Origin of the sequence: Rhizobium acidisoli, assembly GCF_002531755.2 — a bacterium.
In the GTDB taxonomy this organism is placed as follows: Bacteria; Pseudomonadota; Alphaproteobacteria; order Rhizobiales; family Rhizobiaceae; genus Rhizobium; species Rhizobium acidisoli.
In genome coordinates, this window is sequence record NZ_CP035001.1 from 22,695 (window position 1) to 37,713 (window position 15,019).

General features: G+C 62.9%; 10 protein-coding genes. 6 read left to right on the forward strand and 4 right to left on the reverse strand.

Annotation, left to right across the window (positions count from 1 at the left end; translation table 11 throughout):
* Positions 1–65 precede the first annotated feature (65 nt).
* Positions 66–2,435 carry a trimethylamine N-oxide demethylase gene (locus tag CO657_RS29000; protein ID WP_054184567.1) on the reverse strand — a complete coding sequence of 790 codons (2,370 nt, stop codon included), beginning with the start codon at positions 2,433–2,435 and terminating at the stop codon, positions 66–68.
* A 252-nt stretch (positions 2,436–2,687) separates the two neighbouring features.
* Between CO657_RS29000 and CO657_RS29005 the strand changes: the two genes are divergently transcribed.
* Entirely contained in the window at positions 2,688–4,472 is a 1,785-nt protein-coding gene (locus CO657_RS29005) for a trimethylamine N-oxide permease (RefSeq protein WP_054184566.1), read from the forward strand.
* A 99-nt stretch (positions 4,473–4,571) separates the two neighbouring features.
* Here the strand turns inward: CO657_RS29005 and CO657_RS29010 are convergent, their stop codons facing one another.
* Together CO657_RS29010 and CO657_RS29015 are read right to left on the reverse strand one after the other, a co-directional pair.
* Positions 4,572–5,603, reverse strand: coding sequence for an aldo/keto reductase (locus CO657_RS29010; protein WP_054184565.1), 1,032 nt, complete (start codon positions 5,601–5,603; stop codon positions 4,572–4,574).
* Between the two features lie 224 nt (positions 5,604–5,827).
* A complete protein-coding gene (locus CO657_RS29015) occupies positions 5,828–7,096 on the reverse strand; it encodes a flavin monoamine oxidase family protein (RefSeq protein ID WP_054184564.1) in 1,269 nt (422 codons plus the stop codon).
* A gap of 115 nt (positions 7,097–7,211) precedes the next feature.
* On the opposite strand from CO657_RS29015, the gene CO657_RS29020 reads away from it, so the two are divergent.
* From CO657_RS29020 to CO657_RS29040, 5 genes are all read left to right on the forward strand, one after another.
* Complete coding sequence (locus CO657_RS29020; RefSeq protein ID WP_054184563.1) at positions 7,212–8,192, forward strand: 3'-5' exonuclease; 981 nt, start codon at positions 7,212–7,214, stop codon at positions 8,190–8,192.
* Positions 8,193–8,378: 186 nt separating this feature from the next.
* Entirely contained in the window at positions 8,379–8,525 is a 147-nt protein-coding gene (locus CO657_RS29025; protein ID WP_003594835.1) for a DUF1127 domain-containing protein, read from the forward strand.
* Between the two features lie 605 nt (positions 8,526–9,130).
* The gene (kduI, locus tag CO657_RS29030) at positions 9,131–9,967 is read left to right on the forward strand and encodes a 5-dehydro-4-deoxy-D-glucuronate isomerase (protein ID WP_003594834.1); all 837 of its coding nucleotides are present in this window, start codon (positions 9,131–9,133) and stop codon (positions 9,965–9,967) included.
* Complete coding sequence (kduD, locus tag CO657_RS29035) at positions 9,964–10,728, forward strand: 2-dehydro-3-deoxy-D-gluconate 5-dehydrogenase KduD (RefSeq protein WP_280114339.1); 765 nt, start codon at positions 9,964–9,966, stop codon at positions 10,726–10,728. Before kduI ends, kduD begins: the two co-directional genes overlap by 4 nt.
* Positions 10,729–10,906: 178 nt before the next feature.
* Positions 10,907–11,653, forward strand: coding sequence for a FadR/GntR family transcriptional regulator (locus CO657_RS29040; RefSeq protein WP_054184562.1), 747 nt, complete (start codon positions 10,907–10,909; stop codon positions 11,651–11,653).
* A 3-nt stretch (positions 11,654–11,656) separates the two neighbouring features.
* On the opposite strand, the gene CO657_RS29045 is transcribed toward CO657_RS29040, so the two are convergent.
* A complete protein-coding gene (locus CO657_RS29045) occupies positions 11,657–14,959 on the reverse strand; it encodes a GH36-type glycosyl hydrolase domain-containing protein (protein WP_054184561.1) in 3,303 nt (1,100 codons plus the stop codon).
* Between the last annotated feature and the right edge of the window lie 60 nt (positions 14,960–15,019).

Consider the following 15,019-nt stretch of genomic DNA (forward strand, 5'->3'; position numbering starts at 1 on the left):
TCGCCGGTGCGTAATGCCACATCGGCGAGGTGAGGAACAGATCGGCCAGATCTCCAATGCATGCGTTACGAGCGCGGCCGCGTCTTCTGCGGGTCGTAATGCGAAAGCGGCACGATCGTCGCCGGCAGGCGCTTCTGATGGCCGTCGAGCTTGCCGATTTCGACCTCGGTGCCGGGACCTGCATGCATCGCGTCGATGCGGGCGAGCGCGATCGTCTTGCCGAGGATCGGCGAGCGGGTGGCGCTGGTGACGACGCCGACCTGGGCGCGGCCGATATGGACGCAATCGCCGTGGCCGACCGCCTCATTGGCCTTGACGTCGAGGCCGACGAGCAGATGGCGCGGGTGTTCCTTGCGCCGGATCAGCGCCTCGCGGCCGATGAAATCGTCCTGCTTGGATTTCAGCGGCACCGTGAAGCCGATGCCGGCCTCGAACGGGTCCGTCTGGTCGGTGAATTCGTGATGGGCGAAGATCAGGCCTGCCTCGATGCGGACCATGTCGAGCGCCTCCAGCCCCATCGGCTTCAAGCCATGCGGCTGCCCTGCCTCCCAGACGGCGTCGAACACCGTCAGCGCATCCTTCGGATGGCAGAAGATTTCGTAGCCGAGCTCGCCGGTATAACCCGTGCGCGAGACGACGACCGGGGCGCCCTCGAAACCGCCGATGCGGCCGACAGTGAAGCGGAACCATTCGAGTTCGCCGATCGTCGGCTGGCGCGGCGCCGTCCAGATGATATCCTTCAAGATATCGCGGCTCTTCGGGCCCTGCAGGGCGATATTGTGCATCTGATCAGTGGACGAGCGAACCCAGGCTTTGAAGCCTTTCTTTTCGGCCTGCTGACGCAGCCATATGCCGCTGAAATCATCGCCGCCGATCCAGCGAAAATTCTTGTCGCCGAGGCGGAAGAGCGTGCCGTCATCGATCATGCCGCCGTTTTCATAACACATGGCGGAATAGACGACCTGGCCGGTCGACAGTTTGCGCACGTCACGCGTCAGGCAATATTGCAAGAGCTCCTCGGCATCCGGCCCCGTCACCTCGAACTTCCGCAAGGGCGAGAGATCGATGACGGCGGCGCGCTCGCGGCAGGCCCAGTATTCCTCGACCAGTCCTTCGGCGGAAAAGCGGTTCGGCAGCCAGTAGCCGCGATATTCGGCGTAATCGCGCGTCAAGGCGGAAAGACGGGGATGGAAGGCGGTTTCGCGCGTCAGTTCGGCGTCGGCATCTGGGGTCATGCGATAGGCCACCGCTCGTGAGAATTTTTCTTTTCCGGAAAAGGTGCGGACATGGATATCCGTCGGATCCCAGCCGTTTGCCGCGTCGATGTCGTCGGGGCAGGACGAGGAGACACAGACGAGATCGGTCAAGGCCCGCATCAGCACGTAATCGCCGGGGCGCGACCAGGGCTCGTCGAGATAGAGCTGGTTGTTGTGGTCGATATTGGTGTTGTAGAAATAATTCAGCGCTTCCCAGCCCTTGCGGCCGGCAATGCCGTAAGGCGCCAGCGCTGCGTTGAAATTGTCCGTGCAGTTGACGTGGCCGGGATAACCCATGTCGTCGTAATAACGCGAATTGCAGGCGGTCGCGAAAGCATCGTGGCGCCCGACTGTATCCTGGACGATCTCGACCAGCGGCTCGAAGTCGCGGTCGAAGGCCTTGGAGGGCAGGCCGGGCATCGGATAGCTGCGGCTGAGCAGCGTGCGGGTCACCGTCGAATCCAGCGCGAGATCGAGGCCCTTGTCGACCTTGCGGGCGGCGAAAGCCTGGAAATCGGTGCACTGGCGCCCATAAACATCGATGATCTGGATGAACTCGCCGGCACGCACGAAATAGGCTGCGGCGGTTGCCGCCCGGATGCGGATATCCTCGATGGGGTCGGCAGCCGGTTCCGGCAGAGCGGCGGCATAATCGCGGATCAGCAGGCTGCGCTTGATCCTGATCTCGATCGGCGTCGCCGTATCCTGCGCCTCCGGCGACATGGCACCGGCCGGTGCCGCGACGATCAGCAGACCCTTCATGGAAATCGTGAAATCCGCCCGGCGGCCCGGGCTCGATCCCGTCCCGAAGATGCGGAGCGCTCCGGCCGCGGCAAGATCGGCGCCGCGCCGCTCAAGCGCTGCGCGTGTGCGGGCAGCACTCTCATTCTCCCCTTGAAGAATGGCTTTCAAACCTTCGGCTGCATTGCTGAATGCCGTTCCGAGACCCGCCGCCAGGAAGCGTCCCTTTTCGTTGAGGAAAGAGACCTCGCAAACCTGTCCGCCCTCGCTGTCGATGACGGTGACGCAGTCGCCCGGCTCGACACGCACCACGACCGATCCGCCGCCTTTTGCCCTGTAGCGCTCCGTTCCCTCCGGCAAGGTGGGAATGCCGGGATAACGCACGAGGCTGGCGACCGCTGGCCGCAGGTCCGTCATAGCAGGATGAAGTTCTCGCATTCTGCCCTCATGGGAGGATCGGCATGCCCTCGGGGCACCCACCCATATAGGTTACAAAATGGCGGAGGAAAGTAAAGTCGAGTTGACTAAAAAGAAAATATCTTCACTATGCATCAAGGGCTGAGACTCGGGAATCCGTCGGGAACACGGATCGCCAAAATCATCCGGGCGGGCTTGAGACTGTCAGGGAGACACGTTCAGGGAGACGTACAAAGATACGTCCGGGAACAAATAGAATGGGAAATTTCACCGATGGCAGATGTTGTGGAGGCCGGAATTTCATCCGGCACCGAAGGTAAGCTTGTACGCGCGCTCGACTGGAAGGGCGCATTCTGGGTGGCCGCGGGCGTGCCGCCGCTCGTTCTTTTCTCCATCGGCGGCATTGCGGGCACGACGGGCAAGCTCGCCTTCCTCGTCTGGATCATTTCGATGGTGATGGGTTTCCTGCAATCCTTCACCTACGCCGAAATCGCCGGCATGTTCGCCAACAAATCCGGCGGCGCCTCGGTCTATGGCGCCACCGCATGGCTGCGTTATTCGAAGTTCATCGCGCCGCTGTCGGTCTGGTGCAACTGGTTTGCCTGGTCGCCCGTGCTGTCGCTCGGCTGCGCCATCGCCGCCGGTTATATCCTCAATTCGTTCTTCCCGATCCCGGCGGCGGATTCGCAGATGGTCCTCGACTGGATCTCCGCGCATGCCGCGTCCATCACCGCCGATAGCCCCCGCGTCGCCGAATATATTGCGGCCCATGCCGGCACGACGCCTGATGACGCCGTCAAGGTGTTGCTCAGCACCGACGGCGTCGCTGCGCTGACGCCGTGGATCCGCAGCTGGTCGCTGGTCAGCTTCAGCATTCCCTTCCTCGCCACCGCCAACGTCAATGCCACCTTCTTCATCGGCGGCATCCTGATGCTGATCATCTTCGCGATCCAGCATCGCGGCATCTCCGAGACGGCAAGCGTGCAGAAGTGGCTGGCGATCATCGTGCTGGTGCCGCTGCTGATCATCGGTCTTTACCCGATCGTCAGCGGCCATATCCTTGCCGCCAACGTCACCGGACTCGTGCCGCCGACGGCCGCCTATTCCGGCGCCGACGGCAGCTGGAGCAACGGCGGCTGGACGCTCTTCCTCGGTGGCCTCTATATCGCCGCCTGGTCGACCTACGGCTTTGAGACCGCCGTCTGCTACACCCGCGAACTCAAGAACCCGAAGACCGACACCTTCAAGGCAATCTTTTATTCCGGCCTTGCCTGCTGCCTGTTCTTCTTCCTCGTACCTTTCGCCTTCCAGGGCGTTCTCGGCCATGCGGGCATGCTCGCCCCCGGCATCGTCGACGGCACCGGCGTTGCCGAAGCGCTCGGCGGCCTGATCGGCGCCGGCCGCGTCGTCACCCAGCTGCTCGTCGTGCTGATGATCATGGCGCTTTTCCTCGCCATCATGACGGCGATGGCCGGTTCCTCGCGCACACTCTATCAGGGCTCGAAGGACGGTTGGCTGCCGAAATATCTCGACCACGTCAACGAAAACGGTGCCCCGACGCGGGCGATGTGGACCGATTTCGCCTTCAACCTCTTCCTTCTGGCTATCGCCTCGGATACCGGCGGTTACTTCTTCGTGCTTGCCGTCTCGAATGTCGGCTACATCATCTTCAACTTCCTGAACCTCAATTCCGGCTGGATCCATCGGATGGACTCCGGCCATATCGAACGTCCCTGGAAGGCGCCGACCTGGCTGATCGGCCTCAACACCGTGCTCGCCTTCGTCAACGCGCTGTTCCTCGGCGCCGGCGCCAAGGTCTGGGGGTACTCCAACGCACTTTGGGTCGGCTTCATCTTCGCCGCCCTGATCCTGCCGGTTTTCGCCTATCGCCACTATGTGCGCGACGGCGGCAAGTTCCCGGCCGGCGCAATGGAGGATCTCGGCCTGGTTGGTCAGGATCTCGGCGTCAAGAAGGCCGGCATGCTGCCCTATCTGGCACTCGCCGGCGGCCTGGCGATCGTCCTGATCGCCAATGTGATCTTCCAGCTTCCGGCTTAAAATCGCCTCCCAAGCAGAAAAGCCGCCATGAAAAAACATGGCGGCTTTTTGCATTGGTGGCTGCAGATCCGAGACAGTCCGTTGTTTATGGAGCGAAGCTCAGCGGCCGCCTTCGATCTTGCGGTGGCGCTGGTTGATGCCGCCCTTGCCGTAGGGATAGTCGAAGGGCTGAGGGGCGCTGACCTCGTTGAGCTTCGCCATGTCTTCGTCGGAGAGCTTGAGCTTCATGGCGCCGAGATTGTCGGCCAGTTGCTCCGGCGTGCGGGCGCCGAGGATGACCGAGGTGATTGCCGGCTGCGCCGCCGTCCAGGTGAGCGCCACCTGCGCCATGCTGACGCCGTGCGCCTTGGCTATTTCCTCGACAGCAGCGATGATTGCCCAGGTTCGTTCCATCGCATTACGCGGCGCATAGGATTCGCCGCCGCGATTGGGATTTTCGCCGAGGCGGGTGGCGCCGGTCGGCATCTCGTCGCGCTTGTATTTGCCGGTCAGCCAGCCGCCGCCGAGCGGCGACCAGGGCAACAGGCCCATGCCGGCATCCTGGCAGGCCGCGACGATCTCGAGCTCGATGTCGCGCACCAGCAGGTTATATTGCGGCTGCAGCGTAACGGGACGCGTATAACCGCGCGCCTTGGCAATCTCGGAGGCCTTGGCGATATGCCAGCCGACATAATTGGAGAAGCCGTAATAACCTATCTTGCCTGATGAAACCGCATCGTCGAGGAAGCGCAGCGTTTCCTCGATCGGCGTCAGCGCGTCCCAGGCATGCATCTGGTAGAGATCGATCTGCTCGAGGCCGAGGCGGCGCAGAGAATCGTCGAGCGCCTGGCCGAGATGGCGGCGCGAGAGGCCGATGTCGTTGGGACCGTTGCCCATCGGAAAACGGCCCTTGGTGGCGACGATCGCCTGGCGGGCTTCGGTCGGGCGCGCCTTCAGCCAGCGACCAATGATCTCTTCCGACTTGCCGGCGCTGTAGACATCGGCGGTATCGATGAAATTGCCGCCCCAGGCGAAATAATCGTTGAGCAGCTTGTGCGAGGCCGCTTCGTCGGCCTCCGCGCCGAAGGTCATGGTGCCCAGGCAATAGGCGGTGACGACGGTCCCGCTGGGACCGAGCTTGCGATAATCCATATCTTCCTCCTCATGCGGACGCCCGCAGCCGACGCACAAAATCGCCGGGGTAGAAGCCGGGGCCTCCGCAATCAATGATAATATCGAGCTTGAGGCGGCCGCTTGCCGCCGGATGACGTCTGGCGCCCTGGGCTCAATCCGGCGCAGGGGCTGAAGCAGCATAACCAATCCCGCCGGTGTCACAAGTGGGAAAAAATATTCCCGCCGACAACGCGGACTGCGACTTACACTTTTGCCGACAACGAGCCGGCGATCAGATCGGCGGCGGCGACGCCGGTCTCGTAGGCGCCATGCGCCGTCGAATAACGCGCGCGCGAACAGGCTTCGCCGGCAAAGAAGATCCGCTGGTCATGCGGTGCGGCGAGGACCGCGCGGAGATCCGAGGCGCCGGGTTCGGCATAGGAATAGGAGCCGCCGATATGGGGTGCAGCGGCCCAGGCCGAGATCGCCGCAACCGACAATTCCTTGCGGATATCGGCGCCGAATTCCGCCGCCAGTTCATCGGCGGCGAAGGCGAAGGCGGAGTCTCTGCCCTCCCGCTCCAGATCATGGGCGAGGTTGCCGGCAAAATAGGCTTCGACGACGGCAGCGCCGAGTGGCCGGAGCTGATAGGTGCCGGTCGCGCCGCGACTGGTGGAACCGAGCATATGGGTATCGGCCGGCAGCGCCTCCCCATTTGCCAGCCTGAGGAAGAGCTTGTCGGCGAGCCCGAGCGGCAAACGGGATGCTGCCTCGATCTTCTCGGGCAATGGCGGGTCGAAGGCGATCTTTTCGGCGGCAAGCACATTCGTCGAAACGGTCACCAGCACCGCACGAGCCCCGAGCCCACCCTGGTTCGTCTCAATATCGATACGGCCGGCAGGGCGGTAGTCGATGCGCGTGACCTCGACGCCAAGCCTTGCCGGGACCGGCTTGCCGTAACGCGAGATCAAGGTTCCATAGCCCTCACGCACCCGCCAGTCCGGGCCGGGGCCGGGATCATATCTGGTGTAGTCGACGACCGACGAGCACTCCAGTTCTGCGCCGGTGATATAAGTGCCGATCGCCCGGATCTGGCCATTCCAGGCATTGCCGGGTTCGAGCATTTCGGCCAGATCAGTGTCATCGCCTTCATGGCTCTCCAGGCGTTCGAAATAGGCGCCGATCGCCTCCTGTGCGGCATGGATCTCCGCATCGTCGCGCTGCAGCCGCCGCCCGCCGTTCCAGGGCGCCGGCGTGCGGTCGACCGTCAATCCGACCTCGTCGGCAATGCCGGTCCAGGCATTGGTCCGCGCCCCATGCAGCCAGCCGCAGCCGAGGTCGAGCGCGATGTCGGCGGCTCCCGGCAGCCCGACCGTCCAGGCTCTGCCGCCGAGACGGTCGCCGGCTTCCAGCAGCAGGATGGAAATATCCGGACGGATCGCCTGCAGGCGACGGGCAGCGGCAATGCCGGCGGCCCCGGCGCCGATGATGACGACATCCTGTTCGACACCCTTACCGTTGTCACCGGGCATGGCTTTTCCTTTGGCTGCTCGCGCTCAGCTAAGCCTGCATGTCCACGAAAGGCAAGGGCTGGGGATAGCGCCGCGCGCGATGGATTAAACCGCGTTTGCGTGACATACAGGGTCGATGAGCGTGCAGAGAGATTCGCAACTCGATATGTTTGCCAAGCCGTCAACGGCGACTGCCAGGGCGCGCGCTCCATCACGCCGGCCGCCATCGCAGCCGGCCGGCCATTCCGATGAAGACATGGCGCGCACGCTTGAAGAGAGCGGCAACTACCGCATCCTTCGGAAACTGACCGCCCGGCCGATTGCGACGGCCAGACGGCCGGAGTTTTCGCGGCTTGGCGTCATTCTCGATACGGAAACGACCGGTCTCAACCACCGCAGCGATGAGATCATCGAAATCGGCGCCGTCGCCTTCACATTCGACGATGACGGCGGGATCGGCGATATCGTCGGCATCTATGGCGGCCTGCAGCAGCCGTCGCGGCCGATTCCGCCCGAAATTACCCGGTTGACCGGCATTACCGATGCGATGGTCGAAGGCCAGGTCATCGATATGAGGTCGCTGAGCGCCCTGATCGAACCGGCGGATCTGATCATCGCCCACAATGCCGGTTTCGACCGGCCGTTCTGCGAAGCCTTCTCGACGATCTTCGCCTGCAAGGCCTGGGCCTGTTCGGTGTCGGAGATCGACTGGAGCGCCCGCGGCTTTGAGGGCACCAAGCTCGGCTATCTCGTCGGCCAGGCCGGTTATTTCCATGACGGCCATCGCGCGGTGGACGACTGCCACGCACTGCTGGAAATCCTCGATCGGGTGCAGGGCGACGGCGAAAGCCCATTCGCCGAGCTCTACCGCGCCAGCCAGCGCTCGCGCATCCGCATCTTTGCCGAACACAGCCCGTTCGAGATGAAGGACCATCTGAAGGCGAGGGGTTATCGCTGGTCGGATGGAAGCGACGGACGCCTGAAGTCCTGGTGGATCGAAGTCGGCGAAGACGATCTCGGTGACGAGCTTTCCTATCTGCGCTCGGACATCTACCGGTGGCGAGACGCGGATCCGCCGACCGTGCGGCTGACGGCCTTCGATCGCTTCAAACTCTGACCGCGAAGCGGTTCGGATCCCACCGGAACACCCCCAATCCGACGACCCATGCAAACGCCGCATAGGTGCAGTGATGCATTGGCGCTGCAACAATCGATCGGCTCATACTATATACCACTCATCGAAGCGAACGAAGCGCCAAGGACTGGCAGCTAGGCTTCGAAAGCCCACGGAAAGGGGATCATCATGAACGTAGCACGCTCTTTCAATAACTGGCGCAAGTACCGTCAGACGGTCGCTGAACTGGGCCGTATGTCTGCGCGCGAACTGGACGACCTCGGCATCGGCCGCGGCGATATCCGCAACGTCGCTCGCGCTGCCATCGCCCGCTAACGGCCTGCACAGTAAGCACTTTTAAAGACTTGGCCAGCGCCTGCTTTCTCCGAAGCGGGCGCTTTGCTTTTGTGCTTCCGGCGTGACGGGATCATGGTGATTTGAGCTACCTGCTTTTCGCATAACGCATAGCTGCCCTGCAAAGAAATGCCTACCAACTGAGCAAGAAATAAGTATGATTATTTCTATCGAAGCGATGCACCTCCTCCCGCATCCCTTTGATATGCAGGCGCCCCATCCTCCTCCCAGGGTCGCCTGCGGGAACGACAGCACTCCTCCTCCCAGCTGTCGTTCGGTTTTTTTCGAAAAGCCTGCCGCACCTCCTCCCGCGGCAGGCTTTTTCGTTTTTGGCCGATCGCGCGAAATCCGCCGCGTGCAATCCGTCGCCCGGCGCTGAAGACTTTTCCCGCTTACCGCTGATTTTACTGCCGATTCCGGCGATGGCCGCCGGCTGCGGGCCAGTGCTGCAGAAACATATTGACTTCGAATTTGTCGTACAACTATGTAACCATTCGGTTCATTGCCGAGCGAAACGGACCACCAAACGGATCCGGCCTCGCTGGAGCAACGACGCTTGACGACAACGAAACTGAAGGAATTTTGACATGCAGATCGACGTGAGGCACGCCTCCCATCCCGAGGCCGTGCGCGAATACGACACGGAGACGCTGCGGCGTCACTTTCTGGTGGAAACCGTTTTTGCGGGCGGCGAGATCCGGCTGACTTATTCCCATTACGACCGCATGGTCATCGGCGGCGCGACGCCGCTGGCCGACGGGCTGGCGCTGACGGCGCCGACGGCGGTCGGCCAGGAAACCTTCCTTGCCGAGCGTGAGCTCGGCGCGCTCAACGTCGGTGGCGCCGGCCGCATCGTCGTCGACGGCACCAGCTACGATCTTGCCAAGTATGATTGCCTCTATGCCGGCAAGGGCGCCAAGGACGTGCGGTTCGAAAGCGTGGATGCCGCCAATCCGGCAAAGTTCTATCTGGTCTCGACGCCGGCGCATCAAGCACACCCGACCGTGCTGCTCACCCGCGAGAAAGCCCGCCATCTGACGCCCGGCGACGCCGCAACGGCCAACAAGCGGTCGATCTACCAGTTCATCCATCCCGAGGTCTGCCAGTCCTGCCAGCTCACCCTCGGCTTCACCATGATCGAGCCGGGCAGCGTCTGGAACACCATGCCGGCCCATACGCATGATCGCCGCATGGAAGCCTATCTCTATTTCGATCTCGAAGCCGAACAGCGCGTCTTCCATTTCATGGGCGAACCGCAGCAGACCCGGCATATGCTTGTCGCCAACGAACAGGCGGTCATCTCTCCGCCCTGGTCGATCCATTCGGGCGCCGGCACCAAGAATTACAGCTTCATCTGGGCGATGGCCGGCGACAATAAGAGCTTCACCGACATGGACCACATCGCCATTGCGGATCTGAGGTGAGCGCCGTGGCGAACCCGTTCGACCTCACAGGCAGGACCGCCGTCGTCACCGGCGCCAATACCGGCATCGGCCAGGCCATCGCGGCGGCGCTGGCCGAGGCCGGCGCCTCGATCGTCGCCGTCGGGCGCTCCTCGATGGAGGAAACCGAAGCGCTGGTGAAGCAGGCGGGAAGCCGCTTCCACGTCGTCAAGGCCGATCTCGGCACTATCGAGCCGGTCAAGGGCATCGTCGCTGAAGCCATCCAGACCTTCGGCGGCCTCGACATCCTCGTCAACAATGCCGGCATCATCCGCCGCGCCGATGCGCTCGACTTCACCGAAGAAGACTGGGACGCGGTGATCGACGTCAACCTGAAGACGGCCTTCTTCCTGTCGCAGGCGGCCGGCCGCCACATGGTCGACAAGGGCAGGGGCAAGATCATCAACATCGCCTCGCTGCTCTCCTTCCAGGGTGGTATCCGCATCCCCTCCTATACCGCCTCGAAAAGCGGGCTTGCCGGTCTGACCAAGCTGCTTGCCTGCGAATGGGCCGGCAAGGGCGTCAACGTCAACGCCATCGCGCCCGGTTACTTCGTCACCAACAATACCACGGCGCTGCGCGAGGATGCCGACCGCAACGCCGCCATCCTTGCCCGCATTCCGGCCGGGCGTTGGGGAACGCCAGCCGAACTCGGAGGGGCTGCCGTGTTCCTGGCATCGTCGGCCTCCGATTACGTGCATGGAACGGTGCTGCCCGTCGATGGCGGCTGGCTGGCGCGATGATCCGCCCCCGAACGATGACTGCATAATTCAAAGTACTAAGCGCTGCGCGTCTGAAGAGACGCGCGGCGCTGTCGCATAGAGCTGCCGTGATCGAGGCCCTTTTGCCTTTCCTGCCGGCATGCGTTAGCAAAAGGACATGAGGCCAGCGCAGCCGCATCGAGGGCAGGATTCGACACAAATGACGGACAGAGACAACGCGGCCTTCAACACCATTCGCCAGCCGCCGAACCTGCGCAGCGGCCTTGCCGATACGCTGATGGCGCAGATCGAATCCGGCGACCTGAAGCCTGGCCAGCGCCTGCCGACCGAACAGGCAATCATGAGGACGACCGGCGTCAGCCGGACGATTGTCCGCGAGGCGCTCGCCACGCTGCGCGCCAAGGGCCTGATCACCACGCGGCAGGGGCTTGGAGCTTTTGTTTCGAACGATCCTAACCCGCGATCCTTCTCGATCATTCCCAACGACCTGCAGTCGATCGACGAGATCCTGCGCGTGCTGGAACTGCGCATGGGGGTCGAATACGAAGCCGCCGGACTTGCCGCGCTGCGGCGCACGCCTGAGGATCTCGACCGCATGCAGGATCGGCTCGATGCGCTCGACAAGGCGCTGGAAGAGGGCGGATACGGGGCGCAAGAGGACTACGCCTTCCACAGGTCGATCCTGGTCGCGACGCAGAATTCCTATTACGGCCGCCTCTTCGATACGTTCGGCGACCTCATGGTGCCGCGGCAATGGGCCCGCTTGGACAAAATGACGGCGGCCGAGCGTAAGCGCCATGCGGCGCGAATGCGCCGGGAACACCATGCCATATTCGCGGCGATCCGCGACGGCGAAGAGGCCGCTGCCCGCCGCGCCATTCGAACTCACCTGTCGAAGAGTGCCGCCCGCTTCGAAGAACTGCGCGACGCCAACACCTCGTCGTGAATATTACGCGTCGGGCTTCGGTTTCATCAGCCGCCGCCAGGCGGCGTGATCGGTCTGCAGCTCGACGGAGGCGTGAACCGCGGGGAGAAGCGGTTTGCGTCTGCGCCGGCCGAAGCGCCGTTTGAAACCGAGGATATTTTCGACGAAGCTCCTGGCATAGAGCCCGGGCCCGCTCGAATAGATGCGCCAGCCGCCGTCGACCGCGACCTTTCCGGCCTTGACCCCCGCCCATTGCGCCGCCGCCTGATAACGATCACGGAAGGCTGCGTCGCTGCTGCTGAAATAGGTATTGCGCTGGCGCAACGAGGCCTGCGGCAGGGCCGTGGTGACGGCGATGGGATTGACGACCGAAATCGCCTCCCAGAGTTCGTCCGCCTCGGCGTCCAAAGCGAGCGTCTCGCAATAGCGAAGATGCGCATGCACATACATCAGCCCGATCTCGCGGCCGACGAAGGAGGAGGATTCGGCCCGGCGAAACAGCGTCTCGGGTCCTCCGGCATAGGTCGCCGGCTTCTCCATCAGCCGCACGCCGTCTGGGAAGAGCAGATGCTCTTCGATCAGCTTCATATGAGCGCGTCGCTGATCCGGCGAAAACAGCCCGCCGAGCATCGCCTGCGTCATCGCGATCAGCGAGTAGGAAAGGCCGGTGCGACTGTCGCTCGGGTGCAGCAGCAATTCGACGCCGTCATGGGCGGGATCGAAGATACCGTACCCGGCCACGATGCCGTCCCGCACGAGATGGCGGTTGAAATCCCGCCGCATCGCCGTTGCGATTTTCGTCAGCGATTTTGCCTTGTTATTTCTGGCCTTTTTCCCATGGCCGAGACGGCGCAGGATCGCGGAATAGCGGACGATCTGCTCGTAAAGCAGGGCGACGGTCCAGCTGCTGACCATCCAGTCGCGCAGATGCGGATCGGCCGGCTGCAGGGAATCGTTCCAGTCTCCCTCGCCATAACGGATCAGATGCGTTCCCGGAATGAACTGGCCGCGGACGGTATCGAGCAGCTTGTCGACATGGATCGCGATGCTGTCGGCCTTCGGCGCCTTCTGCATGGTCTTTTCATCGCGCCAGGAGACCTTCTCGTCGAGAATGGCGAGATCGCCGGTCGCTTCGATATAGTCGCAGAGCGCCTTCAACGGCCAGACGATAACGTCGCCATGGCTGTCGCCCGCTCTTATGTTGGCATAGGGCTCCAGCATGAACCATTGCGGCCAGTCGCCCTTCTCAAGGTACTGCTCGCTGAAGACCGTTTTCACCACCTCCTTGGCTTCGCGGTCATGCTCGTAGGCGAGCAGGAATTCGATCGGCCCCTGGCAGGCGTCGCGTGTGCCCCAGGCCGCACCGGTATATTGCTCGAGGCCGTGCGGAACGCTCAGATGCACGATGGCGTCATGCGCGAGCCAGGGCAGCAGCGTTGTCTGCGCGGCAAGATCCGGCGAAGGGCTACCGATCGTCAGACCACGAACGGCGTTCCGCCAGAATTTCGAGGCCGGCGCCAGCATGGCTGCATCGGCGACGCCAGCCTCGTAGCGTTGCGCCAGCTGCTCGGCTTCTTCAGCATTGGTCATCGAGCCGACGACGGCGAATGAGAAGGCCTGCGTCGGCCGGGAGCGCAGACCGACGAAGGCGCCGTTGCGTGCAATGCCATCGGCATAGAGCAGTTCGTCGCCGCCGATCTCCTCGATGGCATCGGGCGTCGAACTCACCAGCCAATAGCCGGCACCGGGATAACGCTCGCCCCAGAGCCAGGCCGGATCGGGCCGGAAGGCGATGCGTTTGTGTGCGGCATCGACTTCGATCTGCCCGCCCGCGTCATATTCGCGCTCACCGAGAACGACATGTCCGAACACCAGAAAGCGGCACGGCTTGCCTTCGACGGAGACGGTCCATTGCATGGCCGCATCCTCGCCGGAGGCGACCGCCGCAACGGTGATCGTGCGTTCCGAACATTGGTAGATCCAGCGGCAGTCGTTGAGCCCCATTTCGAACGCCGACGGCACCGCCAGCAGCTGCCAGCCGGCACCAAGATCCGCCATGATGCGCAGCCCGCTGGCGCGCGTCAGGTTATAGGGGTCGCGGGAGACGGAAAAGAGCTTGTGGAACGAGGTATTGCCGATCGTCAGCTGCGCGGCGAAAATGCCCTGCATCCAGCAGGTGGCGGCAAGAGTGGAATCGTCGAGCAGCATATTATTGCCGCTTCGGACAATCGCGCCGTGACGGCGTGCCACCAAAAGCTCTTTCTCGCGCAGGACGACGTGGCGGTTCAGGACGCCGTCCGGCGTGAAGAACGACAGCAGCTTCCCGCCGGCGCGTTCTTCGAGGCTCCGCTCGGGATAAAGCCGGCCGATCGCTCTTTTGTCGAGCGGCTCGACCTCCAACAGCGACGCATCCTGCAACAGGCTGCGAACCGGCGTCACCTCTTCGAGGCGAGCGGCAACGCTTTCCGCAGCTTCAAGCCCGTCGAGCCGCGCAAGATCGGCGTCGCTCGACGCCTCGGGATGATCGGCGGCAAATACTGCAAAGAAAGTCGCACCAGCACCGCTTGCAGAAATGGCGAGCGGTTTCGACTGGATGGCCGAGCAGGCCGTTTCCTGCTGGCGCCGTTCACTCGGCAGGCTGGCGCCGAAGGGGCCGACCAGCCGATCGCCGAGACGGTCTTTTGCCTGCACCAGCTGGATCGCATCCGTGGCATAGGCGGCAGCCCCATCGAGGCAGCCCTGGGCGAGCCAGGGACTGCGGGCGCCACCCTGTTTGAGATTTTGCCGGTTCATCACCACGGGGCCGAATGCCGGATGATCGGCGATATGGTGATCGACATATTGCGAGGCATAGGCTTCGCTGTTCATCAGGAAGCCGCGATCGCCGAGGCCGACATCCTGGATCAGCACCAGATCCGCCGGCAGGGTTTTCTCCTTCAGATGCCTGAGCGAGGCGCGCCAAAACCATGTCGTTTCGGAGGGATGGAGTTCGAGCCGGACGTCATAGGCGATATCGCCTGCCTTGCCGTTCCAAGAGAAGCTCGTCGCATCGTATCCGAAGCTGCCATTGGCACGCGGCCCGACAATCTCGACGACATCAGGCCGAGCGCCGCCGATGCGCAGATAAAGGCGGCCGATGCCGCCGATGAGCGGCGAACCCTGGATCTGATTGATCTGCACCGACCCCTTGTCGTCGGCATATTCGATGGCAAACAGCGTGCCGTTCGGCAGCGCCGATATCGACAGGCCGGAGCCGTTGCTGATCGTAAACAGGCCGAGATCGTCGCGTCGGGGCATTTGAAAGCTGCGGTCAAGGTCCGGGGCCATTGAGATCTCGTCGATTGATCAGAGGGGAATCGAAGCATGACGCAAAAAGATTGAGAGAAA

Coding starts and splice junctions, on each gene's coding strand:
- CO657_RS29000 (WP_054184567.1), bottom strand. CDS start 2,435: ATGCGAGAACTTCATCCTGCTATGACGGACCTGCGGCCAGCGGTCGCC.
- CO657_RS29005 (WP_054184566.1), top strand. CDS start 2,688: ATGGCAGATGTTGTGGAGGCCGGAATTTCATCCGGCACCGAAGGTAAG.
- CO657_RS29010 (WP_054184565.1), bottom strand. CDS start 5,603: ATGGATTATCGCAAGCTCGGTCCCAGCGGGACCGTCGTCACCGCCTAT.
- CO657_RS29015 (WP_054184564.1), bottom strand. CDS start 7,096: ATGCCCGGTGACAACGGTAAGGGTGTCGAACAGGATGTCGTCATCATC.
- CO657_RS29020 (WP_054184563.1), top strand. CDS start 7,212: ATGAGCGTGCAGAGAGATTCGCAACTCGATATGTTTGCCAAGCCGTCA.
- CO657_RS29025 (WP_003594835.1), top strand. CDS start 8,379: ATGAACGTAGCACGCTCTTTCAATAACTGGCGCAAGTACCGTCAGACG.
- kduI (WP_003594834.1), top strand. CDS start 9,131: ATGCAGATCGACGTGAGGCACGCCTCCCATCCCGAGGCCGTGCGCGAA.
- CO657_RS29040 (WP_054184562.1), top strand. CDS start 10,907: ATGACGGACAGAGACAACGCGGCCTTCAACACCATTCGCCAGCCGCCG.
- CO657_RS29045 (WP_054184561.1), bottom strand. CDS start 14,959: ATGGCCCCGGACCTTGACCGCAGCTTTCAAATGCCCCGACGCGACGAT.